Raw genomic sequence first — 17,939 nt, 5'->3', positions numbered from 1 at the left:
ACGGACGCCGGGGCGGCCTGTGCCGCCTCAGGCGTCCAGCCGCAGGCGCCGCTGCAAGACCCCGATGGGAGGCGCCCAGCGGGCTTCGCGCGGTTTCTTCGAGGTCACCAGGGTGATATCGGCGGGCTCGAAGACTTCGACGTTATGCGTGATCGGCGTGGTCAACACGTATTGCGCCCGGGTCGACTTGAGGAAGTTGCCGACCAGCTGGATGTTGCGTACATCAAGGTGGGCAAAGGGTTCGTCGATGAAGACGAAACCGCCGGGCATGTCGTCGTCCTTCAACAAACCCACCAGCAGGATCAGCGACTTGATCACCTGCTGCCCGCCCGACGCCTCGCCGTCGTTCAAGCCAATCTCACCCTTGCCATCGAAGTTGAAGCTGACCTTCAGCTCCGCCTGGCGCAGCACGGCGTCGTCATTGTCCAGGTGCGGCAGCTCGGCGCTGACGATCACGCCAGCCAGCGCACCCAGGTCGATGATGTTCTTGCGATAGCGCCGCACGGTGGCGCGCAGCACATCGATGTAGCGCTCACGGGCATTACCCACGGCTTCCTCGGCCTGGGCATTGCTGATCTTGCGGGCATCGAGCTCATTGCGCTGGTTGCCCACGGTGCCTTGCATGATCAGGTGCTTGTCTTCGACGGTGCCGTCCTTTTCCCACTGGCCGCTTTCCAGTTCGTTTTCCACCGAGGTCATGCGCAGTTCGGCTTGCTTGGCATTCGTGTATTTTTCGTACAGCAATTGCAGGGATGCGCCACTGATCCAGCGCTGCGGGAAGCCGGCCTTCTGCGCCCGCGAGGCCAGCGCGCGGGCGCGCTGCTCGTCGTGGCGTACACGCCATTCGCGTTCCTGTCCGGCCAGGTCGCCTTCGCTCTCGCGCAGGCGGCGCTCCAGGGCGGCGTGCTTGCCATCGATGATGGTGCGCTGTTCGATGGCGGCGGCATGGTGCAGGTCCAGCTGCGACCAGCGTTCGCTGGCGGCCATGCGGGCCTGGCGCAGCGAGGGCAGCTGACGGCGCGCCTCTTCGAATTCTTCACTGCGGCGCGCCAGGGCTTCGGCGGCCAGGTGGCCCTGGGTGGCTTTCTTGGCGGCGTCGAGCTGGCGCTTGACTTCGCTTTGCTTGAGCACGATGTCGGTGAGCTGTTCGTCCAGGCTGGCCAGGCGCTTCTGGATCGAGGCCTGGCGCGAAGCCATGGCGGCGGCGCCGAACTGGTAGTCGCCCGGATCGCGCCAGACGCTGCGTCCGCCCCGGCCATCGCGCCAGTAGGCTTGCGGGGTGATCCATTCACCGCCCACGCTGGCCCCTTCGACCGTGTCGTCCACGCGGCGGATCTGGGCCAGCTGGCGCAGCAGCCAGGACGGCGCCTTGGCCGAGAAGCGCAATACCGCCAGGAGGCTGTCGGCATTGGGCTTGTCCGGTGCGCTGGCCGCGTCAGCGACGACGTAGTGACGATAGCGCTCGCGCTCGGCCAGGGCCATGGCGGCGGCTTCATCCTTGGGGTCCTCCAGCACCACCACCCAGCAGGATGCGCGCAGCACGCCTTCGGCCGCAGCGCGCCAGTGATCGTCGCTGATCTCGATGACGTCGGCCAGGATGTGGTGCGCAATGCCGGCCTGGCGCAGGCTGCGGGTGAACTGCTGGACGTCGCCCGGCTTGGGCGCCTGGCGTTGCCCGGAGACGCGCTCGAGCGCCTCCTGGGCGTCCTTGCGTTGCTGCTCCAGGGCGCGCCAGCGGTCATGCAGATCGCTCTTGTTCTGTTCCAGTTCTTCCACCCGCGCCAACAGTTGGGCAGCGTCGCCCTCCACTGCCGACAGGGCCAGCAGTTCGTCGGCCTGCTTGACCAGTTCTTCCACCGGCTTCTCGGCATCGCGGGCCTTTTGCTGGGCCTGCTGGGCCTCGGCCTTGTCGCGCTCCAGCGTCGCCACCTTCTCGCGGGCGGCCTGCTGCTGGGTCAGCAGCGCCGACAATTGCAGCGTGTCGCTGCTGCGCTGGCGGCGCTGGCTGTTGTGATGCAGGCGCTGGCGATGCAATTCGCGCAGGCGGTGGGCTGTGCCCTGGCGTTCTTCATGCCAGCGCAATACCGGGATCACTTCAGTGGCCAGGGTTTCGCGCTCGCGCAGCTTGCCCTGGTATTGGCGATACAGGGTGACGCGGCTGTCGAGCTGGGCCAGTTGGGCTTCGCTGTAGGCCAGTTCCTGCTCGGCCAGCGTGACCTCGGCGGCCAGGTCGCGCTGGTGACGGCGCGCTTCTTCGTAGCGGTCCAGCACTTCCTGGTCACCGAAGACTTCAAACACCAGCCGCAGCAATTCCTTGGGCGAGAATTCGCACAGGCGGTCGGTCTGGCCCTGTTCCAGCGCCAGCACGCGGGCAATCGCACGCGACAGGCCAGCGCCCTCCAGGCGCTTGCGCCAATGGTCCAGGCCCAGCCAATCCTTCTCGGGCAATTGCGCCAGGGTTTCGATGGCGACGTCGCCATCGCTCATGCAATAGCGCCGCTGCCAGTCGCCGCCATTGCGCTCGATGCGACAGGCCAGCGTGACCTGGTCGGCATAGAGCAGGTTGCGGGCGAAGGGCCGGGTCGAAGTCTGGCGGCCATGCGGACGGTTGTCTACGGTGGCGCGCAGCCAGGTGGTGTCGGCATTGGCGTGGCGGGCGTAGGTCTTGTAGCTGCGTCCGCCCGAGCATTCCAGGCCCAGCAGGGTGCGCATGGCGTCCAGCAGCGTGGTCTTGCCCGAGCCGTTGGGGCCGGCGATGGTGATGATGGAGCCGTCCAGCGGCAGGGTCAGGCGCTGGCAGTAGTCCCACTGCAGCAGTTCCAGGGATTGCAGGTGGAACATCAGGCGTCTCCCTCGGCGGCTGGTTCGGCTGGTTCGGATGGGTCGGATGGGTCGGTGGCGGCAGCGTCGTCCTGATCACTCTCGTGATCAGCCTCGGGGCCCGGCTCGCGGGCGCCGGCGCGGGCCAGCACATCGCCCAGCGCGCCATCGAGGATGCGCGGGGCCAGGGCGTCGTAGTCCAGCAGCAGGTCCAGCAAGGGACCTTCGGCGATGTCATCGCCGCGCCGCACGATGAAGCCGTGCGCCTCCAGGCGGCGCAGATTGCCGTCCATGCGCATCTTCTTGCCCAGTTGCGCGCCAAAGTCAGCCAGCAGCGACTTGTACGACACCACCGGACTGACCTCGGCGGCGCTGGGCATGGGCTTGTCGGTCTGGAACATTTCTTCCTGCTGTTCGCCGGCGTCGCCGGCAGCGCGGGCCGACTGGCGCTCGCGCTTGGGCAGCACGATCAGCGACCATAGCACCACCAGCAGCGAAATCGCATCGCGCGGCAGTTCAAGGTTGTTGTTGGCGTTCATGCCGGCTTCGCCGAAGACGGCGTACTCGGCCGGGCGCACCAGGGCCACGCTGATATGGTCGGCGTGGATGTTGTCCACCAGGCGCAGGCCGACCTGGGTCAGGCGGTCTTGCAGGGCTTGCCAGAGGTCGGCGTCGACCAGGGCGCGGCGCACGCGGGGATGCTTGCGGGGCAGCCAGCGGCGCGCCAGCAGTTCGGCGGCCAGCAGGCCTGCCTCGTCTAGGGTCTCACTCATTCGGTCTTTCCCGGGATGGATCTGGATGGATGGCTCCGGCGCTCATGGCGGCCACATCGGGGTCATCGGTTTTTTCTACGCGCGGCAGGAAGCCGGCTTGCCAGGGCAGGCGCGCCAGGTCGCCGGTCTGGCCCTGCAGGGTCTGGGCCTGGCGATCGCCCAAGAGCGGCAGCAGTTGCAGCCGATAGGCGGCCTTGCCAAAACTGCCGCCCAGCACCACCGAGGACAGTGGCTGTGGTTGCAGCTCCGCCGCATCCTCAGCGCTGGGCAAGGCGCCCAGGCGGCCCAGTTGCTCGATCAGTTCGCCCAGTTCGGCGGGCATGCGCAGGGCTTCGATCTTGCCCTCCACCGCCTGGGCCGGCGGCGGCAGGCCTTGCGAGCGCTGGGTGTCGGGGCGGTCGCGTTCGAACTCGCCCTCGGCCACATCCAGCAATTCGTGGCCGCTGACGAAGACGGGTTTCACACCGATGGACAAGGCCTCGCCCATCAGGGACGACAGGTCGGGATGCAGTTGCAGCCAGCGCCGCACGTCCGAACTGGTCACGCCGGTGCTGCCCAGGGTGACGCGCTGGCGGTCGGCCTGTTGCAGGGCGCGGGTGAACTGGCTGGCCATGGTCAGCAGGCGCGCCTGGCCATTGCCCAGGGCGCGGGCTTCGCGCTCCAGGCGGGCATCGGCGTGTTCGCTGCGGATCAGGGCGGTGAGGGCTTCGCCGGCCCTGTTGACCAGCTTGAGGGCGCGTTCGAAGCGCGGCTGGGCCTGCCGCAGCAGGGCTTCCGAGCCGCTTTCGATGGCGTCGGCGAACTGGTCGTGCAGGCGCGCCAGCTGGGCGTGCAGGTGACGGATCTGGCTGGCGTCGGACAGGCCCAGCGCCTGCGCGCCGGCAACCTGGGACAGCAGCGCGGCCATCTCGTCATCCTCGCCCACGGCGCGCGTCAACGGGGCCAGCAAGGCTTGCACCTGCTGGGCGATGGGCGGGAGCTGGTAATCCTGGTCGGTGGCGTTCCAGACCAGAAGGCCCAGGTCGCGCAGGCGTTTGAGGGCGGCTTCCATGGCCTCGGGCTTGAGGGCATAGAACAGCTGGTTCAGGTCTTCACGCTGCAGGCGGCCTTGCGGCAGGGCCGCCAGCTCCAGGAACACCCAGATGCGCAGGCGCGCCGCTGCCTGGCCGCCGGAGACCAGCCCGCGCAGCGCATCCAGCACGTCCAGCCGCTGGCCCAGGCTCCAGGCCAGCGGCGCTTCCGTGGCCTGCGAGGGGTCGCGGAAATAGCTCTCGAAGGAGCCGGATTCATGCTCGTCGCCAAGGGGGGCGGGGTCGAATTCTTCTGTCAATTTATCGTTGGGGTTGGCCAGGACTGCCTGGAAACCGGCCTATCAGCCGGCCCGTAAATCAGGCGGATCGGCAAGTTTATCAGGCGGGCCGGTTTGCATCCAATCCGCCGGGCCTCCCAAGGCCGGGCAATTGCGCAGAAGAACCTTTATTGTTGTCAATTTAAGCACAACTGTCGCCAAAAAACGCTAGAACAGGTCAAAAACAGTCTCGCTCAATGCCCTGTCGCCTGCAGCACATCGTCCCGCTTCCACCAGGACGGCAACAACGCCTGCACCTCCGGCTGGGCAAAGCGCTCATCGATGAGCCACACCACGCCCTGGTCGCTTTCGGTGCGGATGACCCGTCCGGCGGCCTGCACCACCTTCTGCAGGCCGGGATAGAGATAGGTGTAGTCGTAGCCCGCGCCAAAGAGCGCCTGCATGCGCAGACGCAGCTGTTCATTGACCTCATTGACCTGCGGCAGGCCCAGCGTGGCGACAAAAGCGCCGATGAGCCGCTCGCCCGGCAGATCGACTCCCTCGCCGAACGAGCCGCCCAACACCGCAAAGCCTATCCCCCTGCCCCCCACGACAAAGCGCGCCAGGAAAGCCTCGCGCTCGGCCTCGCTCATGCCGCGCGACTGCTGCCAGGTGGGGATGTCGGGATGCGCGCGGGTGAACGCCGCCAGCGCTTGCTGCAGGTAGTCGAAGCTGGAGAAGAACGCCAGGTAATTGCCCGGGCGCTGGTGGAACTGGCGCGCCATCAGCGCCGTGATCGGCGCAATCGATGCGCTGCGGCGCTGCCAGCGGGTGGAGATGTCCTGCGCCACCCTCACCTCCAGCTGGCTGGCGTGGAAGGGCGACTCGACATCGATCCAGGCGGTGTCCTTGGGCATGCCCAGCAGGTCGGCGAAGTAATGCCAGGGGCCCAGCGTGGCCGAGAACAGCGTGGTGGCGTGGGCCTGGGCGAAACGCGGCCCCAGGAAAGGCGCCGGCACCACATTGCGGACAGCCAGCACGGTATTGCGCTCATCCTGGCGCGTGAGGTCCAGCAGCGAATGCGGCCCGAAGGATTCGGCCAGGCGCACGAAGGCCATGGCCTCGAGATGGAAGTCGCGCAGCGGCGGCTCCAGCGGCACGGCCACCTGGGCCAGGTGATCGCTGATGGCGTTGTTGGCTGCGCTCAGGGTTTCAATGAAACGCGGCGGCATCGCCTCCAGCACCTGGTAGGGCAGCAAGGCCTGCTTGCCGATGGCGCTCCAGGCGCGACCGATCTTCTCCAGCAGCTTGGCCACCGCCGCCGGCGCCACTGCGCGCGCCGCGCGCAGGCTGGCGCGGCTCAACTGCGCGCTGTACATGCCGCGGGCGCGCGCCACCAGGTTGTGGGCCTCGTCAGCGAGCACGCTCACGCGCCAGTCATGCGCCTGCGCCATGGCATAGAGCATCGCCCCGCCATCGAACCAGTAGTTGTAGTCACCGACGATGACATCGCTCCAGCGCGTCATCTCGCTGCCCAGGTAATAGGGGCAGACCTGGTGCGCCAGGGCGATCTGGCGCAGGCTGGCGCGGTCCAGCAAGGGAGCGTCCAGGCAGGCCGCGCGCGCCTGCGCCAGGCGATCATAGAAACCCTGGGCCAGGGGACAGGAATCGCCCCGGCACAGGCGTTCGGGATGCTCGCAGGCCTTCTCGCGCGCGCTCAGTTCCAGCACCCGCAGTGGCAGCACGCCCTGCCCTTTCAACGTGGCGGCCGCATCCAGCGCCAGTTGCCGGCCGGGCGTCTTGGCGGCGAGGAAGAGGACCTTGTCCAGTTGCTGGCGTGGAGCGGCCTTGAGGGCGGGAAAGAGCGTGCCCAGCGTCTTGCCGATGCCGGTCGGCGCCTGGGCCAGCAGGCTGCGCCGCCCCGCATGGGCGCGAAAGACGGCCTCGGCCAGTTGCCGCTGGCCGGGGCGGAAATCGCCATGCGGAAAACGCAGCTGCTCCAGCGCCGCATCGCGCGCCTGCCGATGCGCCAGCTCCTGGGCGGCCCAGCCGATGAAGCGTTCGCACAATGCCCCGAACAGCTCGGCCAGTTCTTCCCGGCTGCGACTTTCTTCCAGCCGCGTCTCCTGCTGGCTGCCAATCTCGAAATAGACCAGCGCCAGGTTCACCCGCTCCAGCCCCTGCGCCTGGCACAGCAGATGGCCATAGACGCGCAGTTGCGCCCAGTGCAGATGGCGATGATTGTCGGGAATGCTGGCCAGTTGCCCGCGATAGGTCTTGACCTCTTCCAGCAACTGGCGGTCTGCATCGTAGCCATCGGCGCGGCCGCGTACGTGCAGCGCGCCATGATCGATGGCCAGCGCCAGCTCGCTCTGGTAGTGCTCGCCACGACGGCTCGCCACGATGGCGTGACCCTCCATGCCCTGGCGCGCCGTCGGCGTGGGCGTGAAGCGCAGGTCCAGATCGCCCGCCTTGGCGGTGAATTCACAGAGGGCGCGCACAGAGACCGTGTAGCGCCGGGCCGGTGCGAGAGGTGCGCTGCTCATGCGACCTGCTGCTGCCATTGCAGGTAGCACACCGCCACCGGCATCTGGTGTTGCGCGCAAAAGGCCAGCCAGCGCTGCTGGTTGTCCTGCAGGCGGTCACCCGGACCCTTGACTTCGATCATGCGGTAGCGCCGCTGCTGCGGCCAGAACTGGATCAGATCGGGGAAGCCGCTGCGGTTCTCGCGCACATCCTCCAGGATGCGCAGGCACCAGTGCTTCAAATGCCAGGCCGGGATGCAGTCCAGCGCCAGCACCAGCAATCCACGACTGATCGCGCCCCAGCTGACGAAAGGCGACAGCACCCCTTGCTTGTCCTCGTAGGCAGCAAGGATGGCCTCGCGATGGCGCTCCTGGTCCAGCCGCGCCAGGCAATGCGCAAATGCCTCGCGCCGACGCGCATGGAAATCCGCGCTGTGCAGATCGGCGGGCTCACGCTGGAAGGGATGGAAAAACGCACCCGGAATCGCCGCAAAGATGGCGTCCCAGCACAGCAGTCCGAACAGCGCCGTCGCCAGCGTATTCTCGACATAGAACACCGGTGCATCCGGCGCCTGCAGATGCGCGCGCACCGCCGCCTCCACGCCCTGCCCGGCCTGCATGGCCAGGACCAGGTCCAGCCGCTGCGGCGGCAAGGTGCGCACGCGCACCATCGGTGGATAGCCTAGCTGGCGCGTCAGGCGCGGTCCGATACGTTGCAGGTGCTGGCGCTCGGCTTCGCTTTCCGGTGCGGCTTGCGCGGCCTGGAACAGGGCGTAGGCCTGGGCATAACGACCCTGCTTTTCCAGCACGCGCATGGCCCGGCCACGCGCGCCCGGATAAGGGCAGCGGGCATAGACGGCATGCGCTTGCGGCCAGTGGCCCTGCTTTTCCAGATGCTGGCCCAGTTTGAACAGCAGGCGCTCGTAGCGGCTTTGCAGCCAGGGGTTGTCGTGGCCCTCGGCAGGCGCGGCCACGGTCAACGCGGCCATGACATCGGCAGCGTCCTCGCCAGCCTCCAGCGCTTCGCTGCAGGCATGCAGGCGCAGGTAGTGATCGACGTCGCTGCGCTGACGAAAACCGCGCGCCTCTGGCGACAAGGCCACCCGCTCATAGCGGAACCGGCCCAGGTCGGCCAGCACGAACTCGCTCCAGTCCTGGCGCAGGTTGCCGAAGAACATCAGGCGCAGGCGGTCGCACAGGTCCTGCACGCGCAGGCGCAACGCAAGTTCGTCGCCTTGCCTGCACCACTGGCGCAGCACACGCGCTTGGTCCCAGGCCGGATCGGCCGCCAGTTGCGCCAGCAGGTCGGTCTTGCGGGCGGCGCGCTGCGCGCCGGTCAGCGCGAAGGCGCGCACAAGTTCCGGCTTGGTGGAAAGGCTGAAGAACTGTTCCAGCGTCAACGCGGCATCGCGTTCGACCCAGTCCTCGGGCAGACCCTTGGCGGCCTCAAGCGGGCAGCCGATCTCGGGATAGTCCAGCCGACCGCTACGGAAGAGCTCGCCCTTGCGCATCATCATGCGCACGAACAGCGCCCGCGAGGGCAACGGCAGGCCGGGGAAAGCGACGATGAACTGCCGCTCGCGCAGATCGAGCAGGTCGGCGCAGCGCTGGGCCAGCCAGTCCAGGACTTGCTGGAAATTGTCCAGATAGTAGAAGGGTCTTGCGGAGGGCACGGGGGTTCTGGTGGCCGTTAACTGTATAAAAGCACAGTATAACGCGTCCGAGCCCGGCAGGCGCCTCAGCGCGGGATGGTCGTCTTGCGGAACAAGCGCTCTATGCGGCCCAAGAGTCCCTGGCGCGGCGGCACCCAGCCTGGACGGATGAACTCATAGACATCATCGTAGTGGCTCAAGGGCCGCACCGGCATCAGCTCCATCGGCACCATCGGGCTATCGATCTGGACTTCGATGCCACGCCGCCAGCACAGCTTGGTCTGCAATACGGCCACGTGTGACATGGCGTCTTCGAACAGGGGATCGGCGCTGTTGATCTTCGCGCTTTCATGGATCAGACGGGTCAGACCGTCATGATCTCGGGCGAGCAGCAGCGAATAGAAATCCGTTCCCGCTGCTGCCGGTTTGCGATACTTCTTTTCCCCATTCTTGGCCAGCTTGGCAATGCTTTGCCGCAGCAGCTCGTCCTCGCCCAGGATGGCCCACTGGATCATCCGGTGGTGAAAAGCAGAATAAAGCGGATTGGCGCCACTCTTGCGTAACTCGGCGCTACTGGCCTTGGCTGCCAATTGGATAGTGGCTTCGTTGTCGCTCAGCAGGGCATGTAACAGCCACGAGCCCGGGCCAAGATCGCGTGGGGGATCCGCCAGACGCACTCTCGCGGCGACGTGAAACCACTGCTTGAGCTTGGCGGTGTCACCTTCGACATAAAAGCCATACATGCCCATGGCCAGAGCGTGGGACTCCACCGCCAACATCACGGCGTTCAAATTACTGGAGTTTCTGCGGAAATAAATCCGCTCAAGCACATCTGGCAGCTCGCGCTCGCGAATCCGAAGGAGTGTGGTGATGGAATCCTGAAGGTTGCCGTTCATCTAGTCTCTCGCAAGCTTGATAAGTGTGATGCTCTTGGAATCGACCGCAGTCACGACCTTAACCAGTCTGCCGTCACTCAATGCGCTCCGGATCATTTCCGCTGTCTTAATCGCGTCGCTTCTTCCGGTCTGTTCAAGGCGATCCGCTGCATTCCTGATCCAGGCATCGGTCATCTGTGTCGGTAGTCCTGGCGTATCTCCGTTAAGGGAGATCGAACCGTTGTTGGACAAAGGCTTGACCTCGTTAATAAATACGGTGTTGCCCTTGAGATAGACGCCATCGAAACAATTCACTCCGCATTTTCCATCAAAACTCTTGTATCCATTCCGAGAAAAATAAAAATCCGAAACCATCTCTCTCAATTCGCCTTGTGCCTTGGTGGTTTCCAGCTTATCGATTTGCTGAAGCAGCGACATTTCAGCATTGCTCAGTTTCACCGAATAACCTTCCATCGTCACCTTGCCGACACCAATGTAACCTTTGGCCGAGGGACTGACCGTCCCCGCAAAGAACAGGTCAGTCTCGTTGCCCAGCAAACGACCCAACAGCCCCAGGGTCTTGGCAGCAAGTTTTCCTCCAAGGAGGTTCTCTTCAAAGAAGTAATCTTTCAGCGCACTTCCGTTCTGCGCCAGGAAGCGGTCCACGCGATCAGCGTCGCGTTCTGGACGCCCCGCCGCGAGCGGGTCAGGGAAACTGCCCAGGAAGGTATTCAAGAAACGGTCGCTACGCTGCGCTTCGGTTGCAGAGAAATAGGTCTGTGCCGACCCGTCGCCAAAGGCGGGAACTCCGTTGGTCACGATGGGTGTTCCGACATAAGGCTGCAACAATGCCTCGGCGCTGCGCCAGGCATTGAGGTAGGCTTCCAGCCCACCGCGTGCCCCCTCGCTGTCCGGCGCCGCCGATGCATTGGCCAGCTTGGCGAGATAGTCCATGTTCTTGGCGGCCTCGACATTATCGACCTTGCCATTGGCCACCCGCTCCAGCATGTCCGACCAGAACAAGGTTTGCCGCGTCGTGCAGTCAGCATCCTGGCCGCAGACAGCCGCAGCTTTTTCCTTGGCCAGCTTGGCCAGCAGAGCACGCTCGGATTGATGCAACTGGCGGTTGTTCAAATCGACGGTGACCGCAGTGGCGGCGCCGGCGCTTCCGCCAATGATCGCTCCCAACCCGCTTGCTGCGGCAGCGGCGACCACGCCCTCCAGTTCAGAGGGCAAGCCCATCTTCTTGATCTGCTCCGCCAGCGAGGGCATGAGCTTGCTGACCGCAGCCGCGCTGGCGGCCCCGGCCAGTCCTCCGGAGAGCGCGCCGGCGGCAGCGTGCACGGCAGCTCGAGCGGTGCCGTCCTCCCCCCAACGGGCAGCTTCTGCGCGCAGTTTCGCTGCCTGCTCCGCATCGCCATCCTGCTCGGCCTGCTTGGCGGCGTTCTTGAGGTCTCTTTCCTTGGTATCGGCATAGTCGCCAATGGACTTGGCAACGGTCTGACCAAATGCCTGCCGGATCTGCGCTTCCGCTTCCACCTGCTGACGCAAGGCCTCACCATCCCATGCCTTGCTCAAGGCTCCACTGGAATCCTTGCTGGAATCGACATCGCGATTGAGCGACGCCAGGATCTGTTCGGCGCTCTGACCGGTGGCGGCTTTCTGACCTTGTTCATCGGTGATGATGACGGTACCGCCGCTGATTCCTGAGCGCGTCACGCTGGACTGGCTGCCGCCGGTATCGGAGTACCCTGGGCTGCCGCCAGGGCCGGTACGTGAATTGGCTGCTGCCTTGTCGGCTTCTGTCTTGGCTTTGCTCTGGTCACCCAACTGGCTGCTCATCGAACCGCTGACGGAATAGCCGCTGGCTTCGTAGGCATCGTGGTTGCTGATATCGCTGTAGGTCAGCGTACCAGTCTGCAAGAAATTCTTGCCGTCTTCGATCGCCTTGGCGGTACTGGAGATGACCGCCCCCTTCAGATCGGTATTGCCAGCGACCACCAGGCGGAAGCCACCATCACCCGCCTTGATTCCCGCCTGCGTCACCACACTCTGGTAATCCCCTTTCGCCTTGGAACCGGAGAGGCTGCCGCTGACCGAACTGGCGCCATAGCAGAACGGCGGAATGCATAAGCTTAGCCCCACGCCTGCACTGCTCTGTTTGCTGCCGTAGGTGCTCTTGTCTTGCAGGCTCTCAATATTGAGGTCGCCGCCGATGGCCGCCGCGACCGTCTTGGCGCTGACCGTAGAGCCGCGCACGTTGGTGTCGCCGCCCGAAATCAGGCTGGCCTGGTTGCCGGCGCTGATGGTGCTGGCCTTGTTGACGAGGTCGTCGCCATCCAGGTTGCCGCGCGCCCGATTGGCCCCCAGTTCCAAGGTGAATCCGTTCTGGCTGCCGCCCATGGCAAAGCCGATGCCGATGCTGGCGCCACTGCTGTTGTTGTTGCCATGCTGGCTGTAGGCGCTCTGGGCCGCCAACAGATTGATCTCGTGGTCGGCCACCAGGCTGACGTCGCCGCCGGCACTGATGGCGCTGCCTACCACATTGATATCGCTGCGCGGACCGCCGGAGGCGACGATATTGACCGCACCACCAGCAGCCACGGTACTCCCCACGGCCTGACTGGAAGCCTGCGTGACCTTGTTGCTGCTCTGCGAACTGCCCAGGCTCAGCGTGATCTTGACTCCGCTCGTGTCGGTCGGCTTGTCGATCAGCGCGGCGCCAGCGTCATAGGCGTTCTTGGCCAGGGTCGCTGCGGCCAGTGCCTGCATGCGCTTGTCGGGAGTCTTCTGACCGGCCTGGATGAGCTGCTGGCCGGTCTGCAGTACCGAAATCACCGGACTGTTGATGGCCAGGGTCAGCCCGCTCTGCTTGAACTTGTTTTCCTGCGTATAGACCGAGGCATCGTAGGCCGCACCGATATCGACCGACTTGGCCAGGATGTTGATATCCCCCTGGGGCGCCACCACCTGGCTGCCGATCTGGCGGAAGGCATTGCCGGCGATGATATTGACGTTGCCGTTGACGCTGCCCACGGTGCTGGCGTTGTTGGTCACGCTGGATCCATTGCCGTTGGCCATCTGGCCCTGGCTGCCGATGCTGATGCCAAAGCCAGCGCCCATCAGGCCGGATTTGCGATCCTCCTTGTAATGGGACTGTTCGGTGAAGTTCTGCGTGGTGGTGATACTCACGTCATTGGCTGCACGCAGCGAGGTCAGCTCGGTGGAGACCACCTCACTGCCGCGCACGGCGATGTTCCTGCCGGCATCGATGACCACCTTGTTGCCGCTGAGGGTACTGCCGTTGGCCATATCCTGGCGCACCTGGTCGGTCCGGTCGGAAGAACTGCGCGAGAGGAAGCCTCTACTCTCCGAATGCGCCTGCTGCCATTCATCGGAACTGGAACGGGTCTCCGCCACGGTGACATCGCCCTTGGCCTGGATGGCGATGGTGCCGTTGCTGTAGATATCGCTGCCCGCCACGCTGACCTTGGCGTCGCTGCGTCCGGTGGCAATGAGGTTGACACCCTTCTCCCCTTCGATCAGGCTGCCGGCGGCCACGGAAGAACTATCGTGGGTCTTCATCCACGCCTTGCCGCCGCGTTCGTCGATGCGGTTATCGTTGTTCTTCTGCATCGCGCCGATGCTGATGTCGCCTGCTGCATTGAGGGTCACTTCACCTTCCTTGCTCGACAGGCGGCTGGCGGCCAGGGTGATATCACCACTGCCATTCTGACCGCTGGCGACGATGCTCAGGCCCTTGCCGGCAGCGATCTGGCTGGTGGTAAGGTTTTCCGTGTGCCCCACCACGTTAAGGTCGTAGCGGTCGCTGCGCCCGGTGACCACGCTGTCGGTGGCGGTCTTGACCGCGCTGACCTCGACCGAACCACCGGCCAGCAGGGCTGCATTGCCCTTGACGTCGATGGAAGAGCCGCGCACGGCGATATTGCGGCCAGCCGCAAAGCTGGCGTCGCCTCCCGCTTCGATGGTGCTGCCCAAGGCTTGTTGCAGCTGGGCGGTGACGCCGCCGTTGCGCATCATGCCGTGATTCTCTTCGCGCTCACCGGCGCCGCTCCAGGTCAGCTTGACATCGTGCTGGGCGGTTGCCGCGGCGATGGTCAGGTTGTTCTGGGCAGCCAGCTTGAGCGTATCGTCGGCCTTGATCTTGGCGCCGATGATGTTGATGTCATTGGCGGCCAGGCTGACCTGGCGGCCCGTGACGCTGCCCTGCCGGCCATAGTTCTGGAAGTCGGTCCCGATGTTGAGGGTCTCGGTGGCCAGCACGTCCACCTTGTCGCCGCGCAGCTCACCGCCGGTATTATTGATATCGCGGGCGGCCACCGCCAGCTTGTCCTCGGCGCGCACGATACCGCTGTTGTTGACGGTATCAGCGGCCAGCGTGACATCCCTGCCGCCAATGAGCGCTCCGCTGGCCTGCAAGGTGGCGCTGCCGCCATGGGCCAGGTAAACCGTGGGCACCAGGGCATGCTGACGACTGCCGTCGGCCAGGGTCACTTCGGTATCGACCATCCAGACGATATCGCTGGTGAGCGCCGCCATCTGGTCTGCGCTCAGGGCAATGCCGGGAGTCAGCTTGAAGCTGGCTGCGCTGGCCACGCCACTATCCATCAGGGCCTTGTACTGCGCTTCCGCATTGGTGTAGCCATCCAGGAATTTCTTGCCGGTCAGCTGGGCGATCTGGTCATTGATCAGCTTCTGCTCATAGAAGCCATCACCCAGGCGTTTCTGGGTCATGGAGGGATCCATGGTCAGGCGGCCCAGCATGTAGTCGCTGCCCAGGAAAGTCTTGTAGTCCGTGAAACGGCGGTCGGTCTCGACCAGATAGCGCTGGCCTGGCTCAGGACGCACCGTGAACAGACCGCCAGCCGGCAGGGTGATATTGGCGTGACCCACGCCACCGGCCCTGGTGGGAACGGTGGCCGCCCCGACCGTGGTGTTGTTGAGGTTCTGCGCGCTGATCGAGACGGCCTGGTTGGACTGGATGTTCGCATCGATGGTCTGCAGCGCAGTCACCTCGGTGAGGTTCAGCGTCGTGTAGGTGTGGTGACCGACGTGGCGGTCGTAGTGATCCACCGCCGTGCCGATCGCGGTGCGGTTGATCGAGTAGCCGATGTTGTTGACTACCCCGCCGCTGGCGGCGCTGCCGTTGGCGCCGTTGATGGTCAGCGCCCCGCCGGCGATGATATCGCTGGCGTCGTTGGTCAGCGCGGCGGTATTGATGGTGATGCGGCCAGAGGCATTGAGCTTGGCGGCGTCGCTCATGGCGGTGATGGCGTCGTGGTAGTTCGAACCGTTATAGCTGCGCTCACGGAAATCGTAGGCGCTCTCGCCATTGGTGCCGATGCCCTTGAGTTCGGCCGGGCTGGTGTAGCGACTCGGATCGAACTGATCCTGCACCCGGCTGCCGGTGTACTCGCGCCATACCATTTGCTGGTAAGGACAGAGCGTGCTGCCATCGCAGTTCTTGCCTTCATAGAAGGTCATGTCGTAACTGCCATCGGCGTTCTGCTTGATGGCCTTGTAGGACACCCACAGCTGGTTGCTGCCCTGGAACTGGACCAACGCCCGGTTCGAAGAAAGATCCAGCTGCAGGATGCTGCCGTATCGCGAGCCGAACGCGCTGGCATCATTGAAGGGCAAGGTGCGCGTGACCGCTGCCATCAGGCCGGCGCTGTCGGGGCCGCTCATGCCCGAGCCCCAGCTACGCCAGTAGTAGTTGTACTTCTGCCAGGATTCGGTGCCATCGAAGATATCGCGCGCAATCACCAGCGTGCTGCGCTTGTTGACGATGGTATCGGCGCTCACGGCCAGGTCGCCGCCGGCTTCGATGGTGGCCGAGGAGTTGGTCAATGTTCCGGTGCGGTGCAGGTAGTCCCCCGCCGCACTTTGTGTTGCGTCGGCGGCAATGACCAGCTTGCCGAGGCTGTAGATGAGCGCATTGTCCTGGTTGGTCAGGGCGCTGCGCACAAAGGCCTGCACGCTGTTGGTCGCTGCAATGGCGGCGGCAGCGCCGCTGTTGTTCAGGCGGTCGGCATTGATGGTGACATCGCCACCGATCATGGAACCTTGGTTGTTGAGCGCATTGCTGGTGGTGGCGATGGTGTTGCCGCCGATCTTGCCGGCATTGTTGATGTCACCATTGAGCGCTTGCAAGGTGGTCGCCGCCGCGCTGATGTCGCCGCCGGCAGCATTGTCAATCTGGCTGGCCGTCAAGTTGAGTGCACCGATTGCCTTGAGCGCCCCCTGGTTACCGGTTGCGCCACTGGTGGTGATGCGCAGGTCGCGATTGGACTGGATCAGGCTGCCCGCCTCGTTGTTGAGGCTCTGCAAGCTCAGCGTGGCATCGCCATTGGCAATCACGCTGCCCTGGCCTTGTATCGATGCCGCCGCCAGATTCAACGCTGCGCCAGCGGCGATGCGCCCTTGCCCATTGCTGATGCTGCCGGCGCTGCGCAAGGACAGCACGCCGGCGCCACCTGTGGCGGCGCTGATCATGCCGGCGCTGTTGTCCACGCTGGCCGCTGTGACATTCATGGCGCCGGCGCTAGTGATCTCGCCGCCACGATTGCTCAGGCCGGCCACCGCATTGATCCGGGCATCAGCGCTGCTGGTGAGCTTGGCGCCGTCCAGCGTGATCGTCGCGCCACCCAGTTCCAGATCACCGGCCAACGTCTCCACCGTCGCACCGCCGAGCGTGAGGGCGTCACTCGCCTGTGCCCCGAGCTTGCGCCCGGCGCTGCTGCTGGAATGGGATAGATCGATCTTGCCGCCGACCAGTTGCAGATCGGCGCCGGCGCGGTTCACGCCTGTGGCGAGAACGTCGCCGCTGGCCGTCACGGTCAGGTTACCGGCCTGCGCCACATTACCGGCCTGGTCTACCCCCGCCGCCAAGGTACCGGTCGAGCGAAGCTGGGCAGCGGTGATATCGAGATTGCCCTGCGCCGACAAGGTCCCGGCATTCTCGATCACGCCGCCTTGGAGCTGGGCATTTCTGCCGGCATAGAGCACCCCGTCATTGCTGGTGCCGACCGCGCTCTTGAGTACGATGTCGTCGCTGGCGCTGGTCTTGCCCGATAGCGCGATCTGGCCCTGGCTGCTCAGGGTGAAGGAGCCGGCTTGCGCCGCCAGGGTGCCCAGGCTGCGCACGCCCACGCCGTTCTCGGTGCCCACCAGCATGATCTTCTGCGCGTACATTCCCCCCATGCGCGCGACGTCCACGCCGATCGTTGGCGCATTGCCTTCGCCGGCGATAACGCTCAGACCGAGATCGCCGTAATTGACACGATTGGCCCCCGTCACCAGGTTAAGCCGGTTGCCCCAGAGCTCGCCGTTGACTTGTACGCTGCGGGCGATGAGGTCGAGCTGATCGGTATTGGCGCCGTTGAGGCCGCCGCTGCCGATCTGGATTGCGCCACGCGAAACACGGAAAGCCTCCAGGCTGCCGTTGCCGCCGAACAGCGGCACGCCGGTGGTCAGTACACCGCGGCTGGTATTGATGAAGCCGCAGCCATCGCAACTGATGCCATTGGGATTGGCGATGATGACTTCGGCGCGCTGGCCGGCCACTTCGGTATAGCCGCGCAGCTGGCTGGGAGAAGTGCTGGTCACCTCATTGAGAATGACCCTGGCGGCGCCACCTTGCAGGTTGGGATTGGCTCCCACATAACCGCCCTGCTGGGTGAGCACCACATCGCGCGCGTTGTTGAGAATGGCGCCATTGGGTCCGACATTGAACTGGGAGTACTGGTTGTGTGAGACACCCGCGGCGCTCGGAGTAGCGATCTGCACCAGGGGGCGGCCATTGGCCGTGTTATCCACCACAGGACGCTTGCCAGCGCCGGCATTGGGATCGGCGACGATCTGCGGATAGCCCGGTGGCACCACGCACAGCATGATCATCAAGGCCGCCATCGCCCGGCGTAGCACGCCATGGCGGCCAGACTGGAAGTGGATCGTATCGATCATATGCTTGCTCATGGGTTCCT

7 protein-coding genes are annotated in these 17,939 nt (G+C 64.9%); all 7 read right to left on the bottom strand.

The window, feature by feature from the left end; all coding sequences use genetic code 11:
- Nucleotides 1-27: 27 nt before the first annotated feature.
- The 7 genes from ACP92_RS06485 to ACP92_RS06455 all read right to left on the bottom strand — a co-directional run bounded on the left by ACP92_RS06485 (nt 28) and on the right by ACP92_RS06455 (nt 17,931).
- A complete protein-coding gene (locus ACP92_RS06485) occupies nt 28-2,841 on the bottom strand; it encodes an ATP-binding protein (protein WP_013233322.1) in 2,814 nt (937 codons plus the stop codon).
- Nucleotides 2,841-3,593, bottom strand: a complete 753-nt coding sequence (locus tag ACP92_RS06480; protein WP_013233321.1) for a hypothetical protein — start codon at nt 3,591-3,593, stop codon at nt 2,841-2,843. Before ACP92_RS06480 ends, ACP92_RS06485 begins: the two co-directional genes overlap by 1 nt.
- Nucleotides 3,586-4,923: a hypothetical protein gene (locus tag ACP92_RS06475; RefSeq protein WP_041310350.1), complete on the bottom strand. Its 1,338-nt coding sequence runs from the start codon at nt 4,921-4,923 to the stop codon at nt 3,586-3,588. The genes ACP92_RS06480 and ACP92_RS06475 overlap by 8 nt, the downstream gene beginning before the upstream one ends.
- Before the next feature lie 212 nt (nt 4,924-5,135).
- Nucleotides 5,136-7,427, bottom strand: a complete 2,292-nt coding sequence (locus ACP92_RS06470; RefSeq protein WP_013233318.1) for an ATP-dependent DNA helicase — start codon at nt 7,425-7,427, stop codon at nt 5,136-5,138.
- Complete coding sequence (locus ACP92_RS06465; protein ID WP_013233317.1) at nt 7,424-9,079, bottom strand: VRR-NUC domain-containing protein; 1,656 nt, start codon at nt 9,077-9,079, stop codon at nt 7,424-7,426. Before ACP92_RS06465 ends, ACP92_RS06470 begins: the two co-directional genes overlap by 4 nt.
- Before the next feature lie 65 nt (nt 9,080-9,144).
- Nucleotides 9,145-9,954 carry an immunity 49 family protein gene (locus tag ACP92_RS06460; RefSeq protein WP_013233316.1) on the bottom strand — a complete coding sequence of 270 codons (810 nt, stop codon included), beginning with the start codon at nt 9,952-9,954 and terminating at the stop codon, nt 9,145-9,147.
- Complete coding sequence (locus ACP92_RS06455; protein ID WP_013233315.1) at nt 9,955-17,931, bottom strand: two-partner secretion domain-containing protein; 7,977 nt, start codon at nt 17,929-17,931, stop codon at nt 9,955-9,957.
- Nucleotides 17,932-17,939: the final 8 nt, after the last annotated feature.

This window comes from Herbaspirillum seropedicae (assembly GCF_001040945.1).
GTDB lineage: Bacteria > Pseudomonadota > Gammaproteobacteria > Burkholderiales > Burkholderiaceae_D > Herbaspirillum > Herbaspirillum seropedicae.
The sequence above is the reverse complement of the archived record's forward strand: the minus strand, read 5'-3'. Positions and strand labels throughout refer to the sequence as shown.